Origin of the sequence: Methylobacterium sp. 092160098-2 (assembly GCF_028920805.1) — a bacterium.
GTDB lineage: Bacteria > Pseudomonadota > Alphaproteobacteria > Rhizobiales > Beijerinckiaceae > Methylobacterium > Methylobacterium fujisawaense.
The window spans coordinates 1810318-1826229 of record NZ_JAQPZJ010000001.1 but is presented as its reverse complement, the minus strand read 5'-3'; the positions used below and the strand labels follow the sequence as shown (position 1 = coordinate 1826229).

The following is a 15912-nucleotide window of genomic DNA, read 5'->3' as shown; positions in this document are numbered from 1 at the left end:
GGTGAATTCGATCTCTTCGTCGTCCGCGAAAACCTTTCGGCTCAAGCACAGTCGACGGATCCTAAGCGGCGACGGCGGCATGGCCCTGTGAGACCCGTCCCACATCACCTTTCGGAGCATTCTTGCTTGGCCAGCAACATACCACTTTCAGCCATAACTGATGTGACCAATTTAACACGCCTATACCGACCTGTGATGGCACTAACGAAGACTGCCTATCCCGTGGAATGGATTCTAAGTCAGCGATCGCGGCAGGGTCACTTTAAACAGTTGAGAATGTTCGTCTTTCGACGCGCCATCCATACTGAATTCACGGCATTTTTATCTGAAAAATGAATCCAGAAAATTGTAAAGATTGTAGATTTTTGCCTAACTCACGCTTGACACCCATCATCGGCTTATGGATACGCTTAACAAGCCGTTAAATCGCTGTAACGATAGAGCGACTGCGATGGCATAGATTGTGTTCGAGAGGACACATAAATAAAAATGGGAGTGTATCTATGTTCAAGTCAGTTGTTCTGGCGTCCGTGGCGGTCGCCGGTCTGACGGCCTTTGCGACAGGCGCCTCGGCGCAGTCCCAGACCCCCGTCATGGGCGCTGGAACTACCGCGAACGAAGCCTTCGTCATCCAGCGCGGTCTATCGAACTCCGCGACTGTCGATCAGACCGGAACGAACAATAAGGCCGGCAAGCTCTCGACCAATGTCGACCTGTCAGTCCCGAATCTGTCGGAGAGCAACCTGAACGGCGTCTCGAACGGCGCCCAGACCATTCTGCAGAACGGTGCGTTCAACGAACTGAAGGTCACGCAGGGCGGCTCGAACAACACCGTGAGCACGATCGCCGGCAATCGCTACGGCAATCCGACGATCGGCGTCGCCAACGGCTCGTTCCAGCAAGGCATCGCCAACTACGTCGACTCGAATCAGCTCGGGACCAACGGCGTGGCGCAGTTCCAGCAGAACGGCGACAAGAACAAGGCGTGGATCACCGCCGAGGCCGGATCGAAGAACACCTACGCGGGCATTTTCCAGTTCAACGGCGACAACAACAGGGCCCGCATCACGCAAGACTACAGAGCTGACAACGCCTATGCAGCGATCGTCCAGTCCGGCGACTATAACGTAGGCAACATCAGCCAGAACGGCAACACCAACTACGCCGCCCTGCTCCAGATCGGCCGAGGCAACGAGGCGTCGATCACGCAGACCGGATCGTCTGTCGGCGCCTTCGGCTATCAGAACGGCTTCGGCAATTATGGATCCATCACGCAGTCGGCGAACTCGGCCAATGCTGCTTTCGCGCAGATCGGCGGCTTCAACAGCGTGACGATCCGCCAGCACTAATGGATCGGGCTGAGGCCCATCCCCAGTCTGACGTGTCCTGGAAGGGGCGCTCCTGCGGGAGCGTCCCTTCTCTCGCCATCCCAGCGTCTTCAATCGCAGGCGCAGTCTCGATCATGCCCAGCCTCACCGTCGATCCGCCCGTCCTCTGTCGCGTGGTCGAGAGCCGCTCGGCCGAAACGACGCGTCTGGCTCTTCGCGTCGAGGCGCCCCGCGGCACCGCAGGGCGGTACAGCCTGGTCGTGCGGAAATCGGATCCGGCAGGCACCGCGACGATGCAGCAGGGCGGTGGCTTCGACCTCGCCCCCGGCGAAACCCGGGATGTCGGCAATCTGACCGTCAGCGTCCTGCCGAACGGCCAGCTCCGGATCGACGCGTCCGTGCTGATCGACGGGCGCAAGATCAACTGCGGTCATATCAGCATATACGATCTTTGATCGGCCGATCGATAATCGCCGATGTCAGTCGGTTGACATACCACTTTTTCGTTATCGGGAAATTATCCGTCGATTCATTGACATGGGCTGCCAACGGCGGCAGCGGTTCGATTCTTATCAGAATTCATTGTGCCATAGTCACCACACGCCGGCTTAGAAGCCATGTGGATAAGATATTTTGCTGTACGTTATCGAATAGCACTGATTTAAGGTGGGCCAAACAAGCAGGGGGGACAGATGATGCGCCGCACGCGCCGCAGCCGGACCGCAGGTCAAGTGCTGCTCTTCGTCCTCCCGCTCATGGCCGGCTCGGCGGCGGCCCAGGATCGCGTCGCGATCGAACAGATCCAAGCCCTAGCCCAACGCCCCGCGGCCGGTGCTCCGGGGCGGGCGATCCAGGAGAGCGACTACATCCTGGGCAACCAGTCCGGCATCCTGCTGCTCAGCCCGAGCCTCCCGCCCCAGCCGGCAGCCAATCAAGCCCGGGCCCTTCAGGTCGGAACAGGCAACATCTCCACGATCGACATGTCGGGCTACGGGAATGTCGCGGTCCAGAGCATCATCGGCGCGCGCAATACGGTGACGCAGCAGCAGACAGGCTCCTACAATCAGTCGACAGTCTCAGTCTTCGGCGATTCCAACACCGTCGGTACCCGGCAGGACGGCAGCGGCGCGGCCGCGACGATCACGGTCCGCGGCGACAACAACGCCATCTCGGCGCAGCAGCAGGGCAACAACGCCCTGCCGATCAGCATCACGCAAGTCGGCAACGGCGCCAACGTCTCGGTCACCCGGAGGTAACCCCATGCGCTTGTCCCGTCTCCTCGGGCCGCTCGTCTGCGGTGCGGCTCTCCTTGCGGGCGCAGAGGCGCAGGCCAGCAGCCTCGTCTACCAGCCGATCAACCCGTCCTTCGGGGGAAGCCCCCTGAACGGCGCCTGGCTGCAGGCCGAGGCCGCCGCCCAGAACGACGCGCAACGGTCCGCCCAGCGCGACCAGCAGCTGTTCTCGGCGGCCCAGAGCAACGCCAACACCAAGACCCCCGGTCAGATTTTCGCCCAGCAGTTGCAGACGCAGATCTACAGCTCGCTGGCGAACCAGATCACCCAGGCCCTCTTCGGCGAGAACGCCCAGCAGAGTGGCAGCTACAGCTTCGGCGGATCCCAGGTCACGTTCCAGCGTCTGGGGACCAACATCCAGCTCCAGATCTTCGACGGCCAGTCGACCACCACCATCGTCGTCCCGGCGACGGCGGCGGCCGGCGGCAGCGCGATCGCCACGACGCCGCTCTCGGGCGCGCCCTGAAGCCGGGCGCAGGACGATGCAAACCGATCATCCTTGGCGGCCGGCTTCGCCGACCTGTGCCGCGCGAGCGGACGCGGCGGACCGGCATGCGGACCGGAACGGAGACGGCGTTGCCCGTGCGTAGCCTTCTGAACAGCCTGGTCGGCGCCGTCATCCTGTGTGCGGGCCTCGCCGCCTGCGCCCCCTGGGAGCGGGAGCTGCTCGCCCAGGCCCCGGTGGTGACGCCGCCGTCGCCCACCGACCTCAATCTGGAGACGCTGCCGCCGCCGACTCGCCGGGTCGACATCGCGATCTACAGCTTCCCGGACCTCACCGGTCAGAACAAGCCGAACGACAACATCGCGGAATATTCCCGCGCGGTCACGCAGGGCGGGGGCGCCTTCGTGGTCGACGCCCTGCGGCGCGCCGGCCGCGGCCAGTGGTTCTCGGTGGTGGAGCGCACCGGTCTCGCCAATCTGCTGCAGGAGCGGCAGCTCATCCGGGCCACGCGCCAGGAATTCGAGGGCGTGGAGGCCAAGCCGCTGCCGCCGATCCGGTTCGCCGGCCTGATCGTGGAGGGCGGCATCATCGGCTACGATGCCAACACCGTCACGGGCGGCGCCGGCGCCAACCTTCTGGGCATCGGCGGCGACACCAAATACCGGCGCGACGAGGTGACGGTGGCGATGCGCATCGTCTCCGTGCAGAGCGGCGAGGTGCTCAACAGCGTCACGGTGACGAAGACGATCTACTCGGTCGCCCTCAACGCCAACGCGTACCGCTACGTGGCGGTGGCCAAGCTGCTGCAGGTCGAGGCGGGCGTGACCCGCAACGAGCCGACCCAGATGGCCGTCCGCGAGGCGATCGACCTCGCCGTCTACGCGACGATCATGGAAGGCACGCGCAAGAAGCTCTGGCGCTTCCGGGACCCGGTGCTCGGGACGCGCTTGGTCGACGCGTACCTCGCCCGCGACAAGCCGACGCCGCTCGAGGTTCCGGCCGCAGAGGCGCCGGTGGCGCCGGTGGGGCCGGTGGTGGTCAAGTCCTGAACCGCCATGCTGGAGCCCGTCGCACGCCCGCTCCGGTTCGGCCACCGCCGCAGGGGCGTGCGGGGGCCGCTCGCCCTCTGTCTCGTTCTGGCCGCCGCCCTGACCCCGATCATCGCGCCCCGGGCATCGAGCACCGCGCGTGCCCCGATGGCGCCGGATGCGGCCGACCTCACACCCTTCGCGCAAAGTGCGCCGCCGCCGATTGGGCCGGTGGCCAGCCTGGTCCGGTGGCCGGCGATCAGTCCGGCGATCAGTCCGGCCATGGCCGACCTTCTGGTCCTGGATCGGGGCGCGTTCCAGCCGATCGATGCCGCGTCGCTGCTGTTCTCGCGGGGTGATGGCGACCTGGACCGGCTGATCGCGACCGCGGCCGCGGCCAACGACCTGCCGCCCGACTTCTTCCTGCGCCTTCTGCGTCAGGAGAGCGGCCTCAATCCCTATGCGGTCAGTCCGGTCGGCGCACAGGGAATCGCCCAGTTCATGCCCGGGACCGCCGCCGAGCGCGGCCTGCGAAACCCGTTCGATCCCGTGGAGGCGATTCCGAAATCCGCCGAACTCCTGCGCGAGCACCGCGCGCGCTTCGGCAATCTCGGTTTGGCGGCCGCCGCGTACAATGCCGGCCCTCAGCGCGTGCGCGGATGGCTCGACGGCCGTTCGGGCATGCCCGCCGAGACGCGCGACTACGTGATCCGCATCACGGGCCGCCCCCTGGAGGAGTGGGCCCTGCAGAGCGGCCGGTCCCTGCCGGGGACGGCGCTGGCCTTCCTCGCCCCGCGCAGTCTCGGCTCTGCCTGGGCCGGCCGCGCCGACCCGCTCCTGCGTCCTGCGTCCCTGCTGGGGACCGAGCCGGTCTTGCGCGACGGGCCCGTGCCGTCGACGGCGCGCTCCGCCAGGACGAGGTCCCAGCGCCCGTCGGCACGGAGCCCGCAGCCGCGCTCCGAGCAGGCCCTCTGCGCGGTCCTGAACGGCGAAGGCCGCACCTGCCTCGTCCAGGCGGTCTATTGAGGGGGCGCGAGCTGCTCGATCCGGACCGCCTGGGCGGGCGTGGTCGGCTGGCGGCACTGCCGAAGCCTGCGCCGCTTCCCGCGCCGTGATGCCCCCGCCGCCGGGATTGGGCCCGCCGCCTCAAGCAGGGACCGGTCGATCACCGGCGCCCGCTGAAACGCAGCCGGTCGCGGGCCGGGCGCGAGGCGCTGCCCCTCGTAGAGTTCGATGCAGTCCCGGAGGGCCGTCGGGTCGCGGATGAAGGTGCAGTCGTTCACGTTCGGCACCGGCGCGCCCTGCGCCGCAGCGGCGGTGATGCTCCCCGCGGCGGCGGCGGCGAACACAATCGTCCGCAGTGCAAATCCGGACATGGACGAACCTCACGGCCGTGCAGGCGAGTCGCTGCGTCGGCCTGAACCTACATTATTCAGCGTCTATCAGAACATTCACCTATCCTGCCAGTTCCGAAATTCTGATTTCGCTCGATCTCCAGAGGCCAGATCTGGGCCGCGGCCGCCGGTCGGGCGCGCGGCCGAGGCCCGCCCGACTTCGCCGCCCCGTTTCGCAGCATCGACCGGCGCTCGGCGGACCGCCGCGCCACGTCGCCGAGGGGGTCATCTCCACATCCGCAAGTCATGTCGGCGAGACGGCCGGCTCCTAGTGGCCTGCAAGCGGCGGCACCTGGCGCAGGCGCCCCCTCGTCCGACCGATGCCTGCGGGACGGGCCTGATCGGCAACGGCACAGCGATCCGGTGGGATGTCGGTGAGGGCCGCTCAAGGCGATCCCCCGGAGCGCGGCAAGCTGCAGCGCCAAAAGGACTGCCCCTTCACGGGGGCGGATCACTCTGCCGACGGCCCCGCGCAGCCCGCACGGTCCGCCTATGGGATGGCGTCACAGTCCGCTGAGTGACGGTATCGGGTCGAACGCAGCCGTGCGCGCGGCCAATCCGGCCGCGTTCAGATTCTAGACGCCCGCCCGCGATGGCCCGCCCACCTGCCGCAGGGCCTCGCCGGCGATCATCGCGGCCGCAACCGCGACGTTGAGCGAGCGCAGGCCGGGCCGGATCGGCACCACGATCCGGGCATCGGCCGCCGCGTGCACCGCCTCCGGTACGCCGGCGGATTCGCGTCCCATCATCACGCAATCGTCCGGGCGGAAGGCGAAGTCCGTGTAGGGCAGGGCGCCCGCCGTGGTTGCGAGGACGAGCCGGATCCCGGCCTCGGCCCGCCACGCCGCGAAGGCCGCGAATGAGCGGTGCCGCGTGATCGCCACGTGGTCGAGGTAGTCGAGCCCGGAGCGGCGCAGGTGCCGGTCGGAGACATCGAAGCCCGCGGGTTCCACGATCTCCACCGCGAGCCCCAGGCAGGCGGCCATGCGCAGCATCGTGCCGGTGTTCTGGGGAATGTCGGGCTGGTAGAGGGCGAGGCGGAGCATGACACCCGCCTTGTGCGGGGTGGGGCCCGCGCCGTCAAAGGCCCGCGCCGACGACGCACAGCCGGCAAACCGCCGCGGCGGCCCCCGCCGACGCCGAGACCGGGCGGAACTTAAGCCCCGCCAGAACCTTGAGGCGGCGCCACCCCATGTTCGGCCCCCGTCTGAAAGACCTGCTCCGATGCGCACCCCGCTCCTCGCCTCGGCCCTCCTGCTGGCCGGCCTCGCCACCGCCTCGGCGCAGACCGACGGCACCAAGCCGGACGGCGGCAGCGCCGCGACCCCGGTTCCCGGCGCACCCGCCACCATGGCCGACAACCTGCGCCCGACCTTCGTGGCTCAGACCCCCGACGACATGGTCGCCAGCAAGCTGATCGGCTCCAGCGTCGTCAACGGCGCCAACGAGACGATCGGGCAGATTGCCGATTTCGTCCTCGACCAGAAGGGCGCCGTGAAGGCCTGGATCATCGGGGTCGGCGGCTTCCTGGGGATCGGCTCGAAATACGTCGCGGTCGACCCGTCCGTGCTCAAGCTCGACCGCACCGACGGCAAGACCCTTCAGGCACGGATCGACACGACCAAGGACCAGCTCCGGGCGGCGCCGGAATACGTCTATCTCGGCAAGGAGCCGCCGAAGGGCGCCGCTCCGGCGAGCCCCGCGGGGGAGCCGGCGCAGAAGCCCTGACCGCGCCGACGGCGCGGGGCCGGGCGGCCGGCGGCACCGCGCCGGCTTGCTTCCGCGCGCCGTTGTGTGCTGTGCCGGCCTCCCCCGGAGGTCGGAACCCGTCCCATGCGCCGCGCCCTCGTCCCGCTTCTCGCCTTCTGCCTCGGCCTCGTGGGCCTCACCGGGGCGGCGGTGTTCGCGTTCCTGCCCGACAAGGCGCCGGTGGGCGTACCCGGCGTCGGCGGCCCGTTCACCCTCGTGAACCAGGACGGACGCACCGTCACCGAGCGCGATTTCGCCGGGGCCACCCATCTCGTGTTCTTCGGCTTCACCCACTGCCCGGATGTCTGCCCGACCACCCTGCAGCAGATCTCCGCCGTGCTGGCCGCCCTCGGGCCGAAGGGCCAGGCGATGCGGGTCGCCTTCATCACGGTGGATCCCGAGCGGGACGATCCGGCGAGCCTGAAGACCTACCTGTCGAGTTTCGATCCGCGCATCACCGGCCTCACCGGGACCCCCGAGCAGGTCACCGCCACCGAGAAGGCGTACCGGGCCTATGCCCGGAAGGTGCCGGCCAAGGACGGCGACTACACGATGGAGCATACCGCCCTGGTGTACATCATGGACGCGCAGAATCACTTCCTCGGCGCCCTCGACCTGACCCGGCCGGCCGACGAGGTCGCTGCGCAGCTCGCCAGGAAGATCTGAGCGCGGTGCGGTCCGGCCGGGGACGCGCTACAGCGTCATCCCGGCATGGAAGCGGTCGGGGGAGAGGGGCAGCAGGAACTGCACGCCGAAGCCGCCCTCGAAATAGCGGACCAGCCGCCCCGGCGTGCTGCCCACCGTGACGGCGGCGCCGAGGGGCAGCGGCACCGGGCAGGAGATCGCCACGCCCGACATCGAGATGTCGATGAGGCGTGCCCTGATCTCGCGGCCGCTCTCGACGCGCAGGATCACGGCCGTGTTGGTCGGGACGAGACGCTCGTGCGAGCGCCCCTCCGGCAGCCCCAGCATCTCCCGGTTGGCCAGCCAGGTGAGCTGGGAGGCGAGCTTGTCCCGCTTGCGCGGCGTGGCGTTGAGCTGGACCGCAAAGCCGTCCGCGCAGGGGCGGGCGATCACGCCTTCGATCCGGCCGATATGCTCCAGGTAGAGCACCACGCGTTCGCCGACTTCGCCCTGCACCGCGCAGGTTAGCCGCACGCCGCCCGGCGACATGTCCACCGTCTGGCAGGGGTACTCCCGACGATCGGCCAGCATGTAGCGGCCGAGCACGGCGACCCGCACGCGCTGGTGCCGGCGCTGGTCGGCCGCACCGCGCGCCGGCTCGGGGGGCGCCCCGCGTCGATCTGTTCCGGCGGTGGCCGCGACCGCGATCATTCCGAGATAGGTCCTACGCCGAGATAAAGGCCGGTACAGACTAAGCTCGGACTGTTACGAAACCCTTTTTTCCTGCTTCTGCGTGTTTCGGCCCTGTAGAAGCATTCACTATCGGACGTTGCCTCGACGGGCGCGATCGACTTTCGCCGTGACGGTGTTCTCGGATTCCCGCGCGGATCCGCTCGTGGCAGCGAGCGTCATCCCAGTGAATCTTTGAATGAATACAATCCTCAGGCGCGTCCGCCGGCGTGGACGAGGAGGTGACCGTGGCGCACCGGTCCGGGATAGGTGGCGCTCGTGCGCACGGCGGTGCGGGCGGGCGGCCCCGCCTCGGGACGGCGGCTGGGCAGGATGCGCAGGGAGGTTGTCTCGGCTTCCATCAGCGGGCGCAGGCCGAGCCAGTGCGGCGCACCGTCGAGGCTCAGGGTGCCGAGGGCGCGGACCTGGGTCCGGCCGCGGTGGCGCAGGGGCAGGAGCAGGAGTTCGAGGTCCGCCGCCTCGCCGGCCGCATTCGTGCCGCGCAGGCCCGCCACGACGCCGAGCGTGTCGCTGGCGACGATCTCGACGATCCGCCAGGGATCCGGGGCCCGGGAGCCCCAGAGCCGGGCGAAGGGCTCACCCTTCAGTTCACGGCCATACAGGGCGCAGACCCGCGTCCCTGCGAGCCGGATCGTCGCGGAACGGGCGAGCATGTCGAGTTCCAAAATCAGGCTGTCGGCGAGAAGGTGCCGGATCTCGCCCGGCTCGATCTCGGCGCGCTCCGGAGCAGCCCGCTCTCCGCGCAGGCGCTCCCAGTAGGCGTGGAGCATGCGGCTGGTGGGATGTTTCATCGGTGTCCCGATTCTCAACGCCTGTGGTTCATCCCCGGATCACTCTGGCACATCCGCGCGGGTGTGACGGGCCGATCCGGGCGCTCACCGCGTCTGGGCGCATGGGCCGTGCCGGCCCGGTGCGTCCGCGCATCGCTGGACCGACCGGCGACGCGCGGCCCGGGGGTTAGCGCGTCAGGGCCGGCGACACAATCGTCGCACCCCGCGCGGCGCTCAGCCGTCATCCGGGGCGGAACCGGTGCGAAGACAGATGGGCGCCGTGTGATGGACTGGTATCCTCTGCGTCTTTGCGAGCTTCAATACGTCGCCGGGGCTTGCCCAGTCGCGCCGCGCCCCGACATGGTGCCGCGATGGATGCCTCCCCCGACTTTCCGCGGCAGAGCCGCGTGCCCGTGTTCAACATGCCGGGGGTTGTCACCCTCGCGATCGGGCTTCTTCTGGCGATCCAGGCGGTGCGCGAGTTCCTGCTGCCGGACACCTGGGACATCCGCCTCGTCCTCGATCTGGCGCTGATCCCGGCGCGCTGGACCCTCTGGTTCGATCCCGGCCAAGCCACCGAGGTGATCCGCGCGGCCGCCGATACGGGCGATCCCAGCCTTGAGGCGGCCCGCGAGGCCTTCGCCCGCTACATCGTGGGCGAGCACGCCCTCCAGCCCTGGACGCTCGTCACCTACGCGCTGCTGCACGGCTCGTGGATGCACGTGATCTTCAACAGCGTCTGGCTCGCGGCCTTCGGCGCCCCGGTGGCGCGCCGCTGCGGCGCCCTGCGCTGGTGCGTCCTCGCCCTTGCCGGCACCGCGGCCGGGGGCCTGTTCCACATCCTGATCGATCCCCTGGGCGCCGGGCCGCTGGTCGGCGCCTCGGCGGGGATCTCGGCCCTGATGGCGGCCGCCGCCCGCTTCGTGTTCCAGCCGCCGGTCTCCGGCTACGGCGCGCCGGCCTGGCAGGTGCCGCCGGCCCGGCCCGCCGAGACGATCCCCGAATTGCTGCGCAACCGGACGGCCGTGTCGTTCCTGGTGATCTGGCTCCTGACCAACCTGCTCTTTGGCCTCGTCAGCATGCCGCTGGTCGGCGAGAACGCCGCCATCGCCTGGGACGCGCATCTCGGCGGCTTCATCGCGGGCTTCTTCCTGTTCCCCCTCGTCGACCCTCGGGAGCCGCGGCGGCACTGAGCACCTTGCCATCCGGCCGGATCGGTCACACACTCGCCACAATGTGAACGCGCCGGGCCCAACCCGGCCGAGAACGCAATCAGGGCGCCGCGGGCTGACGGCGTACCGGACGCGTCACAAGGGAGAGAGCCATGACCGTCGCACGCATCCTCGCCGAGAAGGGAAGCTCCGTCGTCACCGTGAGCCCCGACAAGACCCTGGAGGACGTGATCCAGATCCTCGCCGACAAGCGGATCGGTGCCCTGGTGGCCGCCCATGCCGACGGGACGGTGGCGGGCATCATTTCCGAGCGGGACATCATGCGTGCGCTGGCCCGGCACGGAGGCTCGGCCTTCGACGCGCCGGTCTCGGCCCATATGACCACCGCGGTCACGACTTGCGGTCGGAGCACCACGATCGAGGAGGTCATGGCGCTGATGACCGACGGGCGCTTCCGCCACGTGCCGGTCTGCGAGGACGGGCGGCTGATCGGCCTGGTCTCGATCGGCGACGTGGTGGCGCGCAAGATCGCCTCCGTCGAGGCCGAGCAGCAGGCCCTGCGCGACTACATCACGATGGCGTAGGGGCGCGAAGCCTCACGTCTCTCGCGCCCTCCGCCCCCGGGCTTCACCGGTTCAGAGCAGGCCGGCGGTGCCGGAGCGCGACGCGCGCCCTCTCCCGCACGGGAGAGGGGACCTGCGCGCCTCCGCGTCGACGGACGAGCGGGCCGACAGCTCAAGCCCATGATCACCCGCGGTCCGTTTCACGCCTTCATGGGATCGAGGGTGACGTGCCAGAGGTCGGTGTCGGCCGCGTCCTTGAGGGTCACGGTCATCTGCTCGGTCCGACCGTCCACCGCCACGTGGCCGAAGAACTGGTAGCCGGCGGCCGGCGACAGGTTCACCTGACCCTTGTCGGGCGCCTTCACGAAGCGCAGCTGCGGCCCGAACGTGTTGTCCAGGGCGTTCGGCCCGAAGGTGCCCGCGTGCAGCGGGCCGGAGACGAACTCCCAGAACGGGTCGAAATCCTGGAACTGCGCCTTGTTGGGGTCGTAGTAGTGGGCGGCCGTGTAGTGCACGTCGGCCGTGAGCCACACCGTGTTGCGGATCCCCGCGCTCTTGATGAAGCGCAGGAGGTCGGCGATCTCCAGTTCGCGCCCCAGGGGCGGCCCGTCGCCCTGCGCCACCGCCTCCGAGCCGAAATTCCGGTCGACGTCGTAGGTCACCACGAGGCCGAGGGGCATGTCGGCGGCGATCACCTTCCAGGTCGCGCGGGAGTCGAGCAGCGCCTGCTTCAGCCACGCGAGCTGCTGCGGCCCGAGGAAGTGGGATTCGGGGCCGTACTCCGTCTGCTTGTTCTCGCCGTTCGGGCCCCGATAGGAGCGCATGTCGAGCATGAACACGTCGACCAGCGGACCGTAGGCGATCTTGCGGTAGACCCGGCCGGGTTCCGCCGGCTCGAAGCGCATCGGCATGTACTCGTGAAACGCCTTGGCCGCCCGCAGCTGCAGGGCCAGGACGTTCGGGTCGGAGTATTTCTTCTTGAGGTGCTCGGCCCGGGTGAGGGGTTCGCCCGGCCACCAGTTGTTGGTGACCTCGTGGTCGTCCCACTGCGCCAGGATCGGCACGGCGGCGTTCATCGCCAGCACGTTCCGGTCGGTGAGGTTGTACTTGTGCCGGCCCCGGAACTCCGCGAGCGTCTCGGCGGGCTTGGCCACCTCCTCGGTGACCCGGTTGCGCCACAGGCTGCCGTCGGGGAGCTTCACCTCGGACTGGATCGGCCCGTCGGCGTAGATCGTGTCGCCGGAATGGATGAAGAAGTCCGGCCGGTTCTTCAGGATGGCCGAGTAGATCGTCATGCCGCCGCGGGCCTCGTCGATGCCCCAGCCCTGGCCCGCCGTGTCGCCCGACCAGCAGAACGACACCGTGCGCCTGTCCGCCGGCGCGGTACGGAACCGGCCGATCTGAGCCGGTCCGACAATCGTCGGGGCGGCGATGTCCTGGAGGCGGACCCGGTAGAACACGTCCTGGCCGGCCGGCAGCCCGGTCAGGGCCACCTTCACGGTGCCATCGGTCTCGGGCAGGGCGTCGGCGAAGACGCCGCCGCGGATGTCGGAAAAGCTCTCGGTGGTCGCCCATTCGACGATCGCCCGGGCGGGCCGGTCGGAGCGCGCCCAGACGACCGCCGAGTCGGTGCCGACATCGCCCGATTGCAGGCCGTGTGTGAGGACCGGCCGGTCGGCGGCACGGCTCAGGCCGGGGCGCCCGAGGCCGGAGGCCAGCCCGACGAGGCTCGCGCCCCCGGACAGCAGGATCTGACGGCGACTCGTATACATTGGAAGCCCTCCAGTATGCAGGGCGCCCATCGCAGGCGGTCGCGACAGCCGGATGACGGGCAAGCACGCAGGCGGGCTGGATCGGGGCCCGACAGCCTCACGCCCGAGCCGCGGCACCTTCCAGCATAGTGCGGATCCGGGGCAGGGCGGCCCGGGCGGCGCGGTGCCCCAGAGCAATGCCCTCCGCGGCGCGGTGGAAATCGAACAGCCCGAAGGCGCCGAGATCCGGGCCGATGGCGACGTCCGGCGGGTCGCGTTCCAGCCGCGCCCGCGAGATCCGATCCTGGGTGGTGTTGAAGGCGTCGAGCACCACCCGGGCGATGCCCGGTACGGCGAGCTCGGGCTCGGGACGGTCGAAACCCGGCAGGCGTCCGCGCACCACCTGCAGAAGGCCCCGGCGCGGGGGCGGGTGCGGCGCCTCGCGCACCACCGGACCGCCGGTATCGCCGTTGAGGTTCACGCAGATGACCAGGTCGGCACCCAGCGCCCGGGCCAACGCCACCGGCACCGGGTTGACCAGAGTCCCGTCCATCAGCACGCGGCCCGCGTGGGCCACCGGTGGGAACAGGCCGGGAATCGCGTAGGAGGCGCGCACCGCATCCACCGCCGGGCCCTCGGTGAGGCTGATCTCGTCGCCGGTGCCGTACTCGGTGGCGACGCAGCCGAAGCGGATGGGCAGCGTCTCGATGCGGCGCGCGCCGAGATCCGCGGCGAGGCGCTGGCGCAGACGGTTGCCGGCGATCAGGCCGGAGCCCGGCAGACGGGGATCGATGAGCCCGACGACGCGGCGCCGGGTCAGCGCCCGGGCGAAGGCTTCGAGCCGGTCGAGGCGCCCGGCCGCGTAGCAGGCGCCGACCACCGCGCCGATGGAGCAGCCCGCCACAACGGTCGGATGGATGCCGGCTTCCTCCAGGGCACGGATCACCCCGATATGCGCCCAGCCCCGGGCCGAGCCGCCGCCGAGCGCGAGCCCGACCCGCGGTCCGGCACTCGGCGACGGCCGGACCGGCTCGACGGTTCCGGGAAGGAAATGGGGATCGGCGGATTCGTCTTGCCACCGTGTGGCAAGAGGGTGGTTCATCGCCCGGCGGCCTTCAGGACGACCTGGCCGTCCGCCTCACGGACGACGCTGCGGTAGAAGCAGTCCCGCCGGCCGGTGTGGCAGCAGCCGCCGTCGCCCCCGACCTCGACGCGGATCAGCAGGGCGTCCTGGTCGCAATCGACCCGCATCTCGACCACGCGCTGGATCTGACCGCTGGTCGCCCCCTTGTGCCAGAGTTCGCCCCGCGAGCGCGACCAGTACCAAGCCTCGCCGGTCTCGAGCGTGCGCGCCAGCGATTCGGCGTTCATGTGGGCGAGCATCAGCACCCGCCCGTCTTGCGCGTCCACCGCGATGCAGGCGACGAGCCCGTCGCGGTCGAATCGGGGCGTGAGGGCCGTACCTTCCTCGACCTCGGCGCGGGTGCCGGGGGGAGCGAAAGCGATGTCGCGGGCAGTCATGGGCAGGTCGTCGCCTGAGGCTACTTGGCGCCGCCGCGCACCAGGGTCAGGAAGCGGACCTGCTCGTTGGCATTGTCCTTGAAGACGCCGCGGAACTGGCTGGTGATGGTCGAGACGCCGGCCTTCTGGACGCCGCGCATCGCCATGCAGAGATGCTCGGCCTCCACCATCACGGCGACGCCGCGGGGCTTGAGGATGCTCTCGATCACGTCGGCGATCTGGGCGGTCATCGTCTCCTGGGTCTGCAGGCGGCGGGCGAAGGTGTCGACCACGCGGGCGAGCTTCGACAGGCCGACCACGCCCCGGGTCGGGTAGTAGGCGATGTGGGCGAGGCCCATGAACGGCACCATGTGGTGCTCGCAATGGGAGTGGAACGGGATGTCGCGCACCAGCACGATGTCCGAGTAGCCCTCGACCTCCTCGAAGACGCGTTCGAGGAGCTTCTCGGCATCGACCCCATAGCCGCCGAACAGCTGCTCGTAGGCCTTGGTCACCCGGGCCGGCGTGTCGAGCAGGCCCTCGCGGGTCGGATCGTCGCCGGCCCAGCGCAGGAGCGTGCGCACGGCGGCCTCGGCCTCGGCGCGGCTCGGGCGGCCGGTCTCGATCCCGTCCGGGACGCGGGTGGCGGAAGCCGGCTCGGGCGCGACCTCGATGGGACGCCCGTCATCCACCGGCCGATTGTCATTGCGCATGCCGTTCAGCCCTTGCCCATCACTCCCGTTCCGGCCGAAACCCTGGCCATCGCCCTGGTAGGACAAGGATTTGAGCGCGGCATCCATGGCATCTCCGGCCCGCGCGATGCGGGACTTCATCGGGGTGCTGTCGGGCTTTGCGTACATCGTCGGATCGGGTCGGGCGTTCGAGGGAAGTTCCCGGGCTCGAAAAGGTTTCAAGCCGGCGCCCCGGGATGGTCTAAAGCCGTGAGCACCACCGTGGCCGTGGGCGCGACCCTGGTCGACGGCCCGCCTCCTCGCGAAGCGACCGTACGGCGCCTATATCATCGTTCGCGGGGCAACGCGCAATGCGCGATGCACGCGGCAGAGTCCCGATGGGATTGACGCCTCCGGTTGAGGACCCGATGCTCGACGATATCTACAACCGCCGTATCCTGGAACTCGCCGCCGATATCCCCCGGCTCGGTCGGCTGGAGAACCCGGATGCCAGCGCCACCGCCCATTCCCGCCTGTGCGGCTCGACCGTGACGGTCGACCTCGTCCTCGGCGAGGACGGCCGGGTGACGGATTTCGCCCACGAGGTGAGGGCCTGCGCCTTGGGGCAGGCCTCCTCGTCGCTGATGGGCCGGCACGTGGTCGGCACCACGGCGGAGGAGCTGCGCGGCGTCCGCGAGACCATGCGGGCGATGCTCAAGGAGAACGGGCCTGCGCCCGATGGCGCCTGGGCGGACCTCGCGGTGCTGGAGCCGGTGCGGGCGTTCAAGGCGCGCCATGCCTCGACGCTCCTGACCTTCGACGCGGTGGTGGACGCCCTCGATCAGATCGCCGCCAAGCGACGGGCCGCCTGAGGG

General features: G+C 69.3%; 19 protein-coding genes. 11 read left to right on the top strand and 8 right to left on the bottom strand.

What is annotated here, in order from left to right:
- The first annotated feature begins 530 nt into the window (after positions 1 to 530).
- The 6 genes from PQI07_RS08670 to PQI07_RS08645 all read left to right on the top strand — a co-directional run bounded on the left by PQI07_RS08670 (position 531) and on the right by PQI07_RS08645 (position 5119).
- Positions 531 to 1349: a hypothetical protein gene (locus PQI07_RS08670; RefSeq protein WP_274926456.1), complete on the top strand. Its 819-nt coding sequence runs from the start codon at positions 531 to 533 to the stop codon at positions 1347 to 1349.
- Positions 1350 to 1462: 113 nt separating this feature from the next.
- Positions 1463 to 1783: a curli-like amyloid fiber formation chaperone CsgH gene (csgH, locus tag PQI07_RS08665; RefSeq protein WP_043379079.1), complete on the top strand. Its 321-nt coding sequence runs from the start codon at positions 1463 to 1465 to the stop codon at positions 1781 to 1783.
- A gap of 237 nt (positions 1784 to 2020) precedes the next feature.
- Positions 2021 to 2584 (top strand): hypothetical protein, encoded by a 564-nt coding sequence (locus PQI07_RS08660; protein WP_274926455.1) that lies wholly within the window; start codon positions 2021 to 2023, stop codon positions 2582 to 2584.
- Between the two features lie 4 nt (positions 2585 to 2588).
- Positions 2589 to 3086 (top strand): curli assembly protein CsgF, encoded by a 498-nt coding sequence (locus tag PQI07_RS08655; protein ID WP_274926454.1) that lies wholly within the window; start codon positions 2589 to 2591, stop codon positions 3084 to 3086.
- Positions 3087 to 3202: 116 nt separating this feature from the next.
- Entirely contained in the window at positions 3203 to 4114 is a 912-nt protein-coding gene (locus PQI07_RS08650; RefSeq protein WP_043379424.1) for a CsgG/HfaB family protein, read from the top strand.
- A 6-nt stretch (positions 4115 to 4120) separates the two neighbouring features.
- Complete coding sequence (locus tag PQI07_RS08645) at positions 4121 to 5119, top strand: lytic transglycosylase domain-containing protein (RefSeq protein WP_053609315.1); 999 nt, start codon at positions 4121 to 4123, stop codon at positions 5117 to 5119.
- Here PQI07_RS08645 and PQI07_RS08640 read toward each other — a convergent pair.
- Both PQI07_RS08640 and PQI07_RS08635 read right to left on the bottom strand, forming a co-directional pair.
- Complete coding sequence (locus PQI07_RS08640; protein WP_274926453.1) at positions 5113 to 5469, bottom strand: hypothetical protein; 357 nt, start codon at positions 5467 to 5469, stop codon at positions 5113 to 5115. The two genes, PQI07_RS08645 and PQI07_RS08640, sit on opposite strands and share 7 nt — an antisense overlap.
- 593 nt (positions 5470 to 6062) lie before the next feature.
- The gene (locus PQI07_RS08635; RefSeq protein ID WP_043355337.1) at positions 6063 to 6533 is read right to left on the bottom strand and encodes a tRNA (cytidine(34)-2'-O)-methyltransferase; all 471 of its coding nucleotides are present in this window, start codon (positions 6531 to 6533) and stop codon (positions 6063 to 6065) included.
- Positions 6534 to 6711: 178 nt separating this feature from the next.
- Between PQI07_RS08635 and PQI07_RS08630 the strand changes: the two genes are divergently transcribed.
- Positions 6712 to 7215 (top strand): PRC-barrel domain-containing protein, encoded by a 504-nt coding sequence (locus tag PQI07_RS08630; protein ID WP_043355339.1) that lies wholly within the window; start codon positions 6712 to 6714, stop codon positions 7213 to 7215.
- 105 nt (positions 7216 to 7320) lie between these two features.
- Positions 7321 to 7902, top strand: a complete 582-nt coding sequence (locus PQI07_RS08625) for an SCO family protein (RefSeq protein WP_043355341.1) — start codon at positions 7321 to 7323, stop codon at positions 7900 to 7902.
- Positions 7903 to 7929: 27 nt separating this feature from the next.
- Here PQI07_RS08625 and PQI07_RS08620 read toward each other — a convergent pair whose 3' ends face one another.
- Positions 7930 to 8571 (bottom strand): PilZ domain-containing protein, encoded by a 642-nt coding sequence (locus PQI07_RS08620; RefSeq protein ID WP_043355343.1) that lies wholly within the window; start codon positions 8569 to 8571, stop codon positions 7930 to 7932.
- A gap of 230 nt (positions 8572 to 8801) precedes the next feature.
- Positions 8802 to 9401: a PAS domain-containing protein gene (locus tag PQI07_RS08615; protein WP_043379090.1), complete on the bottom strand. Its 600-nt coding sequence runs from the start codon at positions 9399 to 9401 to the stop codon at positions 8802 to 8804.
- A gap of 350 nt (positions 9402 to 9751) precedes the next feature.
- On the opposite strand from PQI07_RS08615, the gene PQI07_RS08610 reads away from it, so the two are divergent.
- Positions 9752 to 10573, top strand: a complete 822-nt coding sequence (locus tag PQI07_RS08610) for a rhomboid family intramembrane serine protease (protein WP_043355351.1) — start codon at positions 9752 to 9754, stop codon at positions 10571 to 10573.
- Between the two features lie 131 nt (positions 10574 to 10704).
- Entirely contained in the window at positions 10705 to 11136 is a 432-nt protein-coding gene (locus tag PQI07_RS08605; RefSeq protein ID WP_043355353.1) for a CBS domain-containing protein, read from the top strand.
- A 179-nt stretch (positions 11137 to 11315) separates the two neighbouring features.
- Here the strand turns inward: PQI07_RS08605 and PQI07_RS08600 are convergent, their stop codons facing one another.
- From PQI07_RS08600 to folE, 4 genes are all read right to left on the bottom strand, one after another.
- Entirely contained in the window at positions 11316 to 12887 is a 1572-nt protein-coding gene (locus PQI07_RS08600; protein ID WP_043355355.1) for an alkaline phosphatase D family protein, read from the bottom strand.
- Between the two features lie 97 nt (positions 12888 to 12984).
- Positions 12985 to 13968, bottom strand: coding sequence for a patatin-like phospholipase family protein (locus tag PQI07_RS08595; protein WP_043379096.1), 984 nt, complete (start codon positions 13966 to 13968; stop codon positions 12985 to 12987).
- Positions 13965 to 14387 (bottom strand): phosphoribosyl-AMP cyclohydrolase, encoded by a 423-nt coding sequence (gene hisI / locus PQI07_RS08590; protein ID WP_043355359.1) that lies wholly within the window; start codon positions 14385 to 14387, stop codon positions 13965 to 13967. The genes PQI07_RS08595 and hisI overlap by 4 nt, the downstream gene beginning before the upstream one ends.
- 20 nt (positions 14388 to 14407) lie before the next feature.
- Complete coding sequence (gene folE, locus PQI07_RS08585; RefSeq protein ID WP_483129542.1) at positions 14408 to 15079, bottom strand: GTP cyclohydrolase I FolE; 672 nt, start codon at positions 15077 to 15079, stop codon at positions 14408 to 14410.
- A 386-nt stretch (positions 15080 to 15465) separates the two neighbouring features.
- Between folE and PQI07_RS08580 the strand changes: the two genes are divergently transcribed.
- Entirely contained in the window at positions 15466 to 15909 is a 444-nt protein-coding gene (locus tag PQI07_RS08580) for an iron-sulfur cluster assembly scaffold protein (RefSeq protein WP_043355362.1), read from the top strand.
- The last annotated feature ends 3 nt before the right edge of the window (positions 15910 to 15912 follow it).

Coding starts and splice junctions, on each gene's coding strand:
- PQI07_RS08645 (WP_053609315.1), top strand. CDS start 4,121: ATGCTGGAGCCCGTCGCACGCCCGCTCCGGTTCGGCCACCGCCGCAGG.
- PQI07_RS08640 (WP_274926453.1), bottom strand. CDS start 5,469: ATGTCCGGATTTGCACTGCGGACGATTGTGTTCGCCGCCGCCGCCGCG.
- PQI07_RS08625 (WP_043355341.1), top strand. CDS start 7,321: ATGCGCCGCGCCCTCGTCCCGCTTCTCGCCTTCTGCCTCGGCCTCGTG.
- PQI07_RS08615 (WP_043379090.1), bottom strand. CDS start 9,401: ATGAAACATCCCACCAGCCGCATGCTCCACGCCTACTGGGAGCGCCTG.
- PQI07_RS08595 (WP_043379096.1), bottom strand. CDS start 13,968: ATGAACCACCCTCTTGCCACACGGTGGCAAGACGAATCCGCCGATCCC.
- PQI07_RS08610 (WP_043355351.1), top strand. CDS start 9,752: ATGGATGCCTCCCCCGACTTTCCGCGGCAGAGCCGCGTGCCCGTGTTC.
- PQI07_RS08605 (WP_043355353.1), top strand. CDS start 10,705: ATGACCGTCGCACGCATCCTCGCCGAGAAGGGAAGCTCCGTCGTCACC.
- PQI07_RS08635 (WP_043355337.1), bottom strand. CDS start 6,533: ATGCTCCGCCTCGCCCTCTACCAGCCCGACATTCCCCAGAACACCGGC.
- csgH (WP_043379079.1), top strand. CDS start 1,463: ATGCCCAGCCTCACCGTCGATCCGCCCGTCCTCTGTCGCGTGGTCGAG.
- PQI07_RS08580 (WP_043355362.1), top strand. CDS start 15,466: ATGCTCGACGATATCTACAACCGCCGTATCCTGGAACTCGCCGCCGAT.
- PQI07_RS08655 (WP_274926454.1), top strand. CDS start 2,589: ATGCGCTTGTCCCGTCTCCTCGGGCCGCTCGTCTGCGGTGCGGCTCTC.
- folE (WP_483129542.1), bottom strand. CDS start 15,079: ATGCGCAATGACAATCGGCCGGTGGATGACGGGCGTCCCATCGAGGTC.
- PQI07_RS08600 (WP_043355355.1), bottom strand. CDS start 12,887: ATGTATACGAGTCGCCGTCAGATCCTGCTGTCCGGGGGCGCGAGCCTC.
- PQI07_RS08660 (WP_274926455.1), top strand. CDS start 2,021: ATGATGCGCCGCACGCGCCGCAGCCGGACCGCAGGTCAAGTGCTGCTC.
- PQI07_RS08620 (WP_043355343.1), bottom strand. CDS start 8,571: ATGATCGCGGTCGCGGCCACCGCCGGAACAGATCGACGCGGGGCGCCC.
- PQI07_RS08630 (WP_043355339.1), top strand. CDS start 6,712: ATGCGCACCCCGCTCCTCGCCTCGGCCCTCCTGCTGGCCGGCCTCGCC.
- hisI (WP_043355359.1), bottom strand. CDS start 14,387: ATGACTGCCCGCGACATCGCTTTCGCTCCCCCCGGCACCCGCGCCGAG.